12 protein-coding genes are annotated in these 11315 nt (G+C 35.9%); all 12 read right to left on the bottom strand.

The window, feature by feature from the left end; genetic code table 11:
* Positions 1 to 14: 14 nt before the first annotated feature.
* Positions 15 to 404 (bottom strand): DUF309 domain-containing protein, encoded by a 390-nt coding sequence (locus IQ247_RS29000; RefSeq protein WP_193925283.1) that lies wholly within the window; start codon positions 402 to 404, stop codon positions 15 to 17.
* A 10-nt stretch (positions 405 to 414) separates the two neighbouring features.
* Positions 415 to 780: a ferredoxin thioredoxin reductase catalytic beta subunit gene (locus IQ247_RS29005; RefSeq protein ID WP_193925284.1), complete on the bottom strand. Its 366-nt coding sequence runs from the start codon at positions 778 to 780 to the stop codon at positions 415 to 417.
* 201 nt (positions 781 to 981) lie between these two features.
* Positions 982 to 1959 carry a DUF1350 family protein gene (locus IQ247_RS29010; RefSeq protein ID WP_193925285.1) on the bottom strand — a complete coding sequence of 326 codons (978 nt, stop codon included), beginning with the start codon at positions 1957 to 1959 and terminating at the stop codon, positions 982 to 984.
* A 283-nt stretch (positions 1960 to 2242) separates the two neighbouring features.
* Positions 2243 to 3079: a hypothetical protein gene (locus tag IQ247_RS29015; protein ID WP_193925286.1), complete on the bottom strand. Its 837-nt coding sequence runs from the start codon at positions 3077 to 3079 to the stop codon at positions 2243 to 2245.
* 349 nt (positions 3080 to 3428) lie between these two features.
* A complete protein-coding gene (locus tag IQ247_RS29020; RefSeq protein ID WP_228060142.1) occupies positions 3429 to 4580 on the bottom strand; it encodes a DUF58 domain-containing protein in 1152 nt (383 codons plus the stop codon).
* A gap of 157 nt (positions 4581 to 4737) precedes the next feature.
* On the bottom strand, positions 4738 to 5604 hold the full coding sequence (gene hypB / locus IQ247_RS29025; protein ID WP_193925287.1) for a hydrogenase nickel incorporation protein HypB: 867 nt from the start codon (positions 5602 to 5604) through the stop codon (positions 4738 to 4740).
* Complete coding sequence (gene hypA / locus IQ247_RS29030) at positions 5595 to 5936, bottom strand: hydrogenase maturation nickel metallochaperone HypA (protein ID WP_193925288.1); 342 nt, start codon at positions 5934 to 5936, stop codon at positions 5595 to 5597. Before hypA ends, hypB begins: the two co-directional genes overlap by 10 nt.
* 124 nt (positions 5937 to 6060) lie before the next feature.
* Positions 6061 to 7152, bottom strand: coding sequence for a hydrogenase expression/formation protein HypE (gene hypE / locus IQ247_RS29035; RefSeq protein ID WP_193925289.1), 1092 nt, complete (start codon positions 7150 to 7152; stop codon positions 6061 to 6063).
* 240 nt (positions 7153 to 7392) lie between these two features.
* Entirely contained in the window at positions 7393 to 8022 is a 630-nt protein-coding gene (locus IQ247_RS29040; protein WP_193925291.1) for a LysE family translocator, read from the bottom strand.
* 139 nt (positions 8023 to 8161) lie between these two features.
* Complete coding sequence (gene hypD / locus IQ247_RS29045; RefSeq protein ID WP_193925293.1) at positions 8162 to 9271, bottom strand: hydrogenase formation protein HypD; 1110 nt, start codon at positions 9269 to 9271, stop codon at positions 8162 to 8164.
* A 90-nt stretch (positions 9272 to 9361) separates the two neighbouring features.
* Positions 9362 to 9616: a HypC/HybG/HupF family hydrogenase formation chaperone gene (locus tag IQ247_RS29050; RefSeq protein ID WP_193925294.1), complete on the bottom strand. Its 255-nt coding sequence runs from the start codon at positions 9614 to 9616 to the stop codon at positions 9362 to 9364.
* A 241-nt stretch (positions 9617 to 9857) separates the two neighbouring features.
* Positions 9858 to 11315, bottom strand: a 1458-nt coding sequence (locus tag IQ247_RS29055; RefSeq protein ID WP_193925296.1) for a Kae1-like domain-containing protein, incomplete at its 5' end; no start/stop codon positions are given.

Consider the following 11315-nt stretch of genomic DNA (forward strand, 5'->3'; position numbering starts at 1 on the left):
CCCATCCCCCCATCTCACTCCTCAACTCGCAAAATCCGGGGGAGAGGTAAAGTATCTGCTTCATCGGAGGAAGAGTCGATTTGATCGAGTTGATTTTGTTGGAGTGTTTTTAATAAAGTTATACTTTCCTCTAATAATTCATCAACATCAATTTCGCTGTAAACAGATGGGTAACGAGCGAGACGATTGCTACCTTCACCAAGTAAAATTATCGCACCGCGCACATTAGTGTTACCCAAGTGATATAGGGCTACTGCAATTTGTAAAATTCCTTGATAAAAAGTTTTGTCTGGCTCTGCGGCTTCCATCCACAAAGCTTCTAATGTATCGTGACAGGCATAGAATTGTCCTGTATTAAACAATTCTACACCTTGCCAAAATTCTTGGGGAATTTGTTGACTCATAAGAGAAGCATTAACCCATGCTATCTCTGACTTCTTTAATCGTATCTAAAGAAATTTCCTGTTGTTCCCCAGCGAATTCATTATCTGGGGTTAAAAACAGCATACAGTGGCATTCTTTGCGTTCGCGCATGGGTACACAAGGACAATTCCAAAAAGTAGCGCTGACTTCGGCTTCTTTGTCTTCGTAATGACGACAAGGACATAAAGGCGCTCCCAGTTCGTCTTTATGTTTAGCAAGTCCTTCGATTACAACCGCAGTCACCGAAGGTTCGGAACAAAAGTAAGTTCCGGTACGTTTAGCATATTGCTCGGAAAAATGCCGCATTGCTTCTAAATTCTTATCGCTGGATTTAGTATTTGCTTCTGATGAAATCATAAGGAACGGCTAATGTAGTTTTAGTATCTATGCATTGTACCGCACCATCCGTAAGCTATGACTGGGGGAATTTACTCCTTTGCTGAGAACTGCAAGGGAAGTGGGGGAAGAATTTTGCCAATAATTTTTGTAAAATGCCATAGATGGCATAAGAAAATATTATGTTCAAGGAATTGTTACTCCGGTAGGGTTTGGGGTTGATTACCGTTGTATTATTAGTTGTGCGAAAATTTGATTGATGTAAGTTCCAATATGTTCAATTTGAATTCCATTTGGTTCAAGATGCCATCCAAATAATTCTTGATCAACAGGTGAACGAAAAGGTTTCAGGGATAATTGTTGGGCTAAAAAAGTCACATCATCTCTAGCAATACAATCTTGAGCGAATGAAATTATTCCTGTTAAATTAAATAAGTTTTTACTTTGAGCAATCATCTGTTTTGTTTCTCTGGCATTCGGATATACAATTAACTCGAAGTTGGATAAAGGTTTGTTTTTAGAAATATTATTTTTATTTATTGTTACTGTGTTACTGATTTCAGGTGCTAACAGTATTGAAGGTTGGTTTTGAATAAAATAGTTGTTAATATTAATGGGTTTATTCAATAATTTGCTAATTTCTTGTTCTGCTTTTTCTCTGGCAATGTCAACAGATTTTATCAAAGATATGAATTTTTCATCATAGCGATCGCCAAGGGCATTTTGAATAATTAAGTTACGTTGAATCGAATCATTGCTTAAAATTTCTAAGAGAGTAATATATTTACATCCTAAACTGTGACCCAGCCAATAATAATTAGAATCATTGAGATATATTTCTAAATTATTATGAGATATTTTTTGATTTTGCGTCAGGAATCTGATAATTTCTACTCTTAAAGCATATTCTTCTTTTAGTAAGTTGATAGCAACTTGCCAATGGTCGAATTTAAAAGGAGTCAAAGGGAATCGAAATACAAAAATTGTATAACCTTGTTCAAATAGATTTTGGAACAAGTATTTATAAGAGTTGATTGGGAAAGAACCAAATATAAAGCTGCCGATAAATTGAATAATTCCTTTGGGATGAGGGTTAATCGCAACCCAACTATGAGAAAACTTTCTCAAGCAAAAGCTTTCATTAATATCTTTGTCTTTGAGTTTAGTTAGCTTAATATTATTTGAATTTTCATTAGTCATATATAGGAATCCGGTTTGATTTTTGAATAAGTTGTAAGGACTAGGGAACAGCTCTATGGTGCGTGACGCTATAAGTAAGTCCTATTGTTAGGTTCAAATTATTTCGTAGCGTCACACACCCTACAGTGTATTAAATCAGTGAACAGTCAACAGTTATCAGTTATCACGGTTTCAGTTGGGGATTTAACCCCGACTGAAACACACCACTTTTAGAAGTGGGGGACTAGCCGTGCCAATTGATTTACAGTTTTTAACTGATAACTGATAACTGATAACTGTTGATTTATGAGCTTATTGCATCAGTCTCAATAGGTTCAGCTACATTGTCTGTTACATTACCGTTTGTTTCTATCTCTACTTGATTGCTTGCAAGTGATATTTGGGGATTATCTTGAAAGCGTTCCAGCAAAATGTACAGCATCCGCTGTTGTTCTTCGACGCTAAGCTCAGCTACTTTTTGAACCAGAGGTTCGCTAGTGATATCACTGAGGAAACTAGGATTTGTTTCAATAGCTTTGAGAATGCGATCGCGATTAGGTAAGGAAAGGTTAGTAGTTGCTGAAATGAGGTTAGTTTCTAGAGTTACTTCAGAAGCTCCTGTTGCTAAGGGTAAGTCGTATGCAAGCTGATCGAAATCACCAGCAGCAGGTGGATTAATACTACCTTGAGGAAGGAAAGTACCGCGCTGCTGGGCTGATAGCAGCAGAGTTTTCATGTTTCCTGAACCACCAGAAGCGGAATCGATTCTGAGTCTGACGTATCCTCTAATTTCAGTATTTCTATTTCTGATGACGCTATTCTGTGTCACATCTGGTAGCAGTAAAAATAGTCCTGTATCCAGTGCCGGAAGGTCAAAAGTATAGGTTCGCACGCAGGGAAGGGTAGATATTGGGGTGAGTAAACTATTTGTCCCATCGATATCCCAAAATGCAACTATCTGACTGGAATTAAAATCTGGAGTACGAGCTTTGAATGTGAGTCTAATTTTTAAATTACTAAAGCCAGGGTTGGAGATTGTCAGGAAATAGCCCTGAATAACAGTCCGATTTGGTGATGAGGGGCTATCAATAATCGGCTTGACTAGCAATTCGTAAGTGGAAACGTTAATAGTGGAAACCATTTAAATACCTGATTAATAAACAACAATGGAAATAGTCAGCATTAGAAGTAGATTTTGCTTAAAGTTGAGCAAAATATTCAATGCTTTCTTTTGCAATGAGTCACCATCTTTAATCTATAGATGGCTGTCATTTTTATGTATTTAAAAGATGTTTAAAAAGTATTATGTTTAACATAAAAAGTATTTAGACTTAATCTCTATTTGCTTAGATAAAAAAGCTGAAAAACCTTATTTATTTGGTTTATAGACAAGCCTGAAAAACTATGTAGACTTTTCAAACATCTTCATAGTTATAGTGTGGAATAGAGCATTGAAGTTTGGCATTACCCGTTAGGGTTATTTCTGGAATCTATAGCAGGGGTTTTTGCAGTTGTGGTTGTAGGGATTGTTCAGAATCAATCACAATACCTGGAATATCTCTATTGATTACAACTTGCGATCGCGATTCGGATGAATTATTTTGCCACAGCATCCAACGACTACCGTAAGGGAGTGATGTAAAGGTTAAAGGATTTTCAGTCAACCAAATCAAAGGTTTATTATGAGGCTGCGGTTTAATAATATCATCTTGGGGATGAATTGCTGCTAAAGCTTCAAGCACATCTCTTTTTTTGTTAATCAAACCTGTTGATGCAGTCCATAATTGTACTTGCATTTGCTGGGTTAGTGCGTAAAAATACATTGAAATTGCGGTAATTACTGCTTGTTCAAAATTATTTTCTTGCCATTCACCGTTATCTAAAGCAATAATAATTTCCTGTCCACTGGTGAGCATTTCTAATTCCCGCACTCGTAAATCCCCGTAACGGGCGCTACTCCGCCAGTGAATCATCCGCAAAGGATCGCCCATTCGGTAGGGACGTAAAGAACGGGTTAAGCCTTGAGTAGCCGTCTGTAAGGGATTACCGCGAGGTTGTCCCTTGATGCTATCTTCTTTACCCATGTCATCCACTAAAGGACAGGATTTAAGCGGTAAAACTTGCGGATATACAATTGCGATCGCGCTTAATTGACGCTGACGACGACTCCAAAATAGTCCTAGAGGTGCAGCAGTTGCTAATTCTACATTTTGCCAACGGTAAATACCCCGGCGCTCTGTAGGTTGATAGTATACCCAGTTGTAACTAGTTTGCGCTGAGATAGTTTCTATAGGGTGTAAACGTGGTTTATCTAAAACGAAAGGTAATTTATCTTCTATTTGTAGTAAAGAAAGCGGCTTTTTAGTTTGATTAAAAATTTCTAATTCAACAGTTAAATCATCTCCAGCGGTAACAGGTTGAATTGAGCGTCGTTTAAGCAGCAAACCTGTGAGAGACTTTGGGGGTAAGATAGCAGCATAACCCAACAAAGCAAAACTTATACCGCTGATAACGTATAACCAGCCAGCCATAGTATTCATAGCTGCTCCGAAAAAGCAAATTGCAATTCCTGCTAAAACCAAACCGCTATAAGCTGGAGCGCACAGACGAGATTCAAGCCAATAACCGATGTGACGAATCATGTTAATAAACGGTGTGTATTAAAATTCACCACGGTTTTAACATATTATTCTTTAAAAGTCTTTTAAGTCTTACTCGTTTTCCGCTGAAAGATTACCAAAAAAAAACCGCAGAGACGCAGAGAACACAGAGGAAAGAGATAAAGAGAGAAGGCTAATTTTAGGGCGGGAAGGGAGTAACTCCGGTGGTATTAACTCTCCCCATTTCCAACGATTGATACCAATCTTCTAACCCCGTTCCCGTAACTGCGGAAAGTTGAAAAATACGTATACTTGGATTAACTTGTCGTGCGTATTCGATACATTTTTCTACATCAAATTGCACGTAAGGTAATAAATCTATTTTCGTAATTATCATTACGTCACTAGCTTTGAAAATATGAGGATATTTGATAGGTTTATCTTCTCCTTCGGTTACGGAAAGAATGGTAACTTTTGCTTGTTCTCCTAAGTCAAATAAAGCTGGACAAACTAAGTTTCCGACGTTTTCAATCATTACTATCGAATCAAGTTCGGGATTAAGTTGTTGCAAGCCTTTTTCTATCATTAATGCATCGAGATGACAGCCGGTTCCGGTGTTTATTTGCACTACTTTACAGCCGGTTGCTTCGATTTTTTTAGCATCGTTGATTGTTTCTTGGTCGCCTTCGATTACACTGATAGTTAATTTATTTTTTAAATCGTTAATAGTACGAGTTAATAAAGTTGTTTTTCCCGAACCCGGAGAACTCATCAAATTTAAAGCGAGAATATTTCGACCTTTAAACCATCCGCGATTTTGGGCTGCTATTAAATTATTTTTAGCTAAAATATCTTGTTCTAAAGAGATGGTTGTATTATGTATTTTGGCATGAATTTCGGATGTATTGTTAATAGTATCGTGGCTATGAGAATGATTGATTATCGTGCCATCGGGTAAGGTGTGAGTATGATGATGTTCATCACCATGAGAACTGATTATTACAGCTTGATTTTGAGGATAACTAATTTTTGCATTATCATCGGAACAACCGCAGGTTACACACATAATTCTTCTACTTCTATTTCCTTAATTTTTAATTCTTCTCCAGCAATTAAATCGAGTTGCGTGCTACCACAATTACATTTTCCAAAAGGTTTTTCTAAACTAATTTCTGCACCGCATTGACGACAAACAGCTAAACCAGGAGTTTTGATAATTTCTAAATTTGCGTTTTCTAAAACCGTACCTTGAGAACAAATATCAAAACAAAATTGTACGGCATCTGGCATAATTGCTGATAGTTTACCGATTTCTAATAAAACCCGTTGAACTTTTTTACCTTCAGCATATTCGCTTACAATTGATACTATATTTTGAGTAATTCCTAGTTCGTGCATTTTCAGTGAACAGTTAACAGTGAACAGTTATCAATAAATAACTATTAATTATTTATTTAATCTAAAATTTAAAATCTAAAATTTTTAAACTCCTCACTCATAATTCCTAACTCCTAACTATTGATTAGCAAATCCTTGGTAATTGTTCTCCGACTAACATATCAATAATTCTTTCAGCACCAAAACTAGTTTTTAATGATACTATTCCTTGGAGTGAGGAAGTTACTTGACCGATAATTGCAGCATTTTTTCCCGCAGGATGTGACTTCATTACTGATAAAACTTTGTCGGCATTTTCCCTTGCTACAGCTACTACTAATTTACCTTCGTTTGCTAAATAAAAAGGTTCTAAACCTAATATTTCACAAACACCTTTGACTTCTTCACGAATCGGAATCGATTCTTCTTCAAGACGAATTCCGACATTTGAAGTTAAAGCAAATTCGTTTAAAACTGTAGCTAAACCACCTCTAGTTGCATCTCGCATTGCATGAATTTCGGGACAAGTATCGAGGATTTTTGCAACTAAATCGTGTAAGGGTTGACAATCACTTTTAATATCGGATTCTAACGCTAATTCCCCACGAGCAATTAATATTGCTGTACCATGATTTCCGATTTCACCATTAATAATTATCGCATCTCCGGGTTTTATATTGCTAGCAGAGATACAAATATTGGGACGAATCACACCAATTCCAGTTGTGTTGATAAACAGTTTATCCGCAGCACCCCGATGCACAACTTTTGTATCACCAGTGACAATTTGTACGTCTGCTTTTTGTGCTGCTATTTGCATACTTTGGGCAACTTTTCGTAATGTTTCTACAGGTAAACCTTCTTCTAAAATTACGCTACAGCTTAGATATAAAGGTTTTGCACCGCTGACTGCTAAATCATTAACTGTACCGTTAACGGCTAATTCTCCAATGTTGCTACCAGGAAAAAATAAAGGGTCTACAACATAAGAATCAGTTGTAAAAGCTAGTCTATCTCCTAGCTGCATTAAGGTGGCTAAATTAAAACTTGCTTGGTCTTCTAATTGCGAAAGAATAGGATTATTAAAAGTAGTAATAAAGATATCATCAATTAAATCTCGCATCGCTTTTCCGCCGCTACCATGGGCAAGTGTGATGTGAGTATCTGTTACTTGGACTCTTTCTTTACGGTTTTGTTTGAGTTTTTGAAAAAATTTATTTTGTGGAGAGGTTGGCATTTTTAATGTTTTAATATTATATTAAATCTCTAATTATCAATAGCGAGGTTTAATTACCAATAGCGAGCAAGATGCTCGCACTACCTCTGTGTGCCCTCGCAAAATTAATGTGCTGGAATAGTAGTACAGCGGGGGCGAAAATCAAGTATCCGTTTCAAATCGTTGAAATCCTTATTCTATAATACTTTTGACTTTTAACATCCAGACCTTTGACTTTTGGGAAGCGGTACTAGTTGCTTACTAATTTTGTTCGGGTAATGCTAAACGTGCGCCTAAAAGAATTAAAATACTACCAGTAAAATATCTTTGAAAGCGTCTCCAAGTAGAGTTTGTTTGCATCCAGTTTCCTACATAGCTTGTGACAAAGGCTAGGAATATAAACCAGATAATAGCCATTGTGACAAACATTAATCCTAGGATGATTATCTGTAAAGCAACTTTATCTTGAGTTGAGTCAACAAACTGCGGTAGAAAAGCTAGAAAAAACAGCGCTAATTTTGGATTGAGTAAACTTGAAAGTAATCCTTGATAATAGATTTTCTTTAAACTTCTTCCTCGTAAATTACTTAGAGAATTTTCTTGTTCGCGGCTAATAATAGTACGGACTCCTAAATATATTAAATAAGCAGCGCCAGCGTATTTTATGATGTTGTAAGCTATTGCTGAAGTCATTAATAAAGCTGAAAGTCCAATTGCAGCAGCTAAAGTATGTACGAGAACACCACTACAAACTCCAAAAGCAGAGGCAATTCCAGCAATTCTTCCCTGTCCGATACTGCGAGCAATCACGTACAGCATATCTTGCCCTGGGGTGATAATCAAGACAATTGAAGCTATCAAAAAAAAGCTTAAATTACCAATATTAAGCATATGAAATTACTCCATAAATAGACTTATTTGATCATAAGCTTTTATAGGTTAGAGGTCAAAGGTTAGAGGTGAAAGGTTAAAGGTTAGTTTGTCAAAAGTTACCAGTTTTAAAACTGATAATTGTTCATTGATAATTTATTTACGCTTTGGCTTTGATTGCACCGTATTTATAATAAGCTGCACAAGCACCTTCAGAAGAAACCATACATGAACCAATTGGCTTTTCTGGGGTACAAGCTGTTCCAAATACTTTACATTGCCAAGGTTTTAAAACTCCTTTGAGAATTTCTCCACATTGACAAGCTTTATGGTCAGCTACTTTCAGATTAGGAATAGTAAATTTAATTTCTGCATCGAATTTTGCATATTCAGGACGAATTTTTAAAGCAGAATATGGGATTTCATCTAAACCTCTCCATGCAAAACTTTTTCTGACTTCAAATACTTGATTTATGGCTTGAATTGCTTGCTGATTTCCTTGGGTTTCAACTAAACGACTATATTGATTTTCTACTTGGCAGCGATTTTCTACAAGTTGCCATAATAACATCCAAATTGATTGCAAAATGTCTAAAGGTTCAAAGCCAGAAATCACGATTGGTTTTTTATATTCTTGGGCAATAAATTCATAAGGATTTGTTCCAATTACCATACTGACATGACCAGGACCAATAAAACCATCTAATTGTAAATCGGGATTATCTAGTAATGCTTTAAGTGCTGGAATCACTAAGACGTGATTGCAAAACAGTTGAAAATTATTAATCTTTTCTGATGCTGCTTGTAGAATTGTAAAAGCTGTACTGGGTGCGGTTGTTTCAAAACCAATTGCAAAGAATACTACTTCTTTTTCGGGATTACTTTTAGCAATTTTTAAGCAATCTAATGGTGAGTAAACTATACGAATATCTGCACCTTGAGCTTTGGCTTGCAGCAAATTAATTTTTGAACCTGGCACTCGCATTGTATCGCCAAAGGTTGTTAAAATAACGTTGGAATTTTGAGCAATACAAATTGCATCGTCTATTCTACCTTTGGGCATTACGCATACTGGACAGCCGGGACCATGTATTAATTCGACTGTAGAAGGTAGTAGTTCTTCTATGCCGTATTTGAAAATAGAATGTGTATGTCCCCCGCAAACTTCCATGATTTTGACGGGTTTTTTAAGCAAGTTTCCTAACTTTTGAATTTGCCATTCTAAAGCTTCAGCTTTATAAGTATCGCGGAATTCTTCTACGTATTTCATATAAAACAGTTGACAGTTAAAGCTTAAAATTCATAACTCATAACTCTTAACTCTTAACTCCTAACTCTTAACTCTTAACTCCTAACTTTCTTAGTAGTCAACCATTAATTCAGCCATTTCTTGAAGTAATTTTAGTGTTTCTACTGCATCTTTTTCGTTAATTCGATTCATGGCAAAACCGACATGAACTAATACCCAATCTCCAATACATGATTCGGGAGGATGTTGTTCATCTACGATACAAGCGATATTAATTTGACGTTTTATACCGCTTATTTCAACTGTTGCTAGTTTGTTTGTAGGGTCAGTTATTTCTATTATTTGACCGGGTATTCCTAGACACATTCTGTAAGTAAATTATGATGAATTAATTAACTTTATCAGTTATCAGTTATCAGTTATCAGTTATCAGTTAAAAACTGTAAATCAATTGGGAGTCAGAGTCCCCAATTCTAAAAGTGGTGTGTTTCAGTCGGGGTTAAATCCCCAACTGAAACCGTGATAACTGATAACTGTTGACTGTTCACTGATTTAATAGACGCAAATAACGCAGAGTAATGATACATTTAAAAAAAAGTAGATTTGATTAGACTTGATGTTTTGCTGCTGCAATTACTGCTTGTCCAAGAGATAATCCACCGTCGTTACAAGGAACTAAACTGTGAGTAAGTACGCTTATTCCTGATGTTTTTAAGCGGTTGGTTACTTGTTCTAATAAAATACGATTTTGAAATACTCCTCCGGTAAGAACTACGTGGTTGATTGAGTGTTGTTTACGCAAAGTATTTACTGTTTCAACAATTGCGATCGCAAATCCCAGATGAAATTTCGTCGCAATGATTTTTGCGGAAGTTTGCTGTTGTAAATCTTGAAGTAGTGTTTTCCACATAGGATATGGATCTATATAATAAATGTTATCTAAAAAGTTAAGTTTAAAAGGATAAGTTAGCGTTTCTTTATGTTGATTTAATAGTTTTTCATCAATTAAGGCTTCCATTTCAATTGCTGCTTGTCCCTGATAACTACATTTTTCTCGGCAAATTCCGATGGCTGCTGCTACTGCATCAAACAATCTGCCTGTAGATGATGTTAATGGGGTATTTAATAACTTTTCGCTGAGTTGGTTGAGCAGTATAAGTGGTTTTTGTTCTAAGTACTTGATAATTTCTAAACTTCCATAGTTTTTTTTAATTTCTGCCCAATTAAAGCTGGATATTAATTGAGAGTAGGTATTACGCCACGGTTGATAAGCTGCTTGTTTACCACCTATTAAGGGAACTGGTTTTAAGGTCGCTAATCTGGTAAATTGACGATAATCAGCTAATAAAAATTCTCCCCCCCAAAGGGTATTATCTTCACCGTAACCCAAACCATCTAAAGCAATACCTAAAACTGGTACAGAATCTAAAGGTAAGTTATTTTCTGCCATACAAGCAGCTATATGACTATGATGATGCTGAATATTATATATGTTGATTTGATTCGCGGCTGCTAATTCCTTGCCAAATTTTGTTGATAAATATTCCGGATGTTTATCTACAGCGATAGCTTCCGGTTGATGTTTAAATAAGTTTAAATATAAATTTAGTGTCTCTTGATAGTTTTTAAAAACAGTAGTGTTTGCTAAATCTCCTAAATGCTGAGATAAAATTGCTTGTCCGTCTCTTAATAAACAAAAGGTATTTTTTAACTCGCTACCCATTGCTAAAATTTGCGGAACTTTTTCAAAACCAGATGGTAAATTGATTGGTGCTGGTGCATATCCTCTAGCACGACGAATTATTTGTAATTTCTCTCCTACTATTCTTACCACCGAATCATCAACTCGATTAATAATGTCTCTATTATGTAATAAAAAATAATCAGCTATTTTACTTAATTTTTCTCGTGCTTGATGATTATCAATACATTGCGGTTCATCAACAAAATTACCGCTAGTTAACACAATTGGACGATTCATCCTCCTCATAATTAAGTGATGTAAAGGTGTATAAGGTAGCATGAATCCCAAAGTATTTTGTCCTGGTGCTACTGAGGGTGAGAG

The organism is Plectonema cf. radiosum LEGE 06105 (genome assembly GCF_015207665.1).
Lineage (GTDB): Bacteria > Cyanobacteriota > Cyanobacteriia > Cyanobacteriales > Nostocaceae > Rivularia > Rivularia radiosa_A.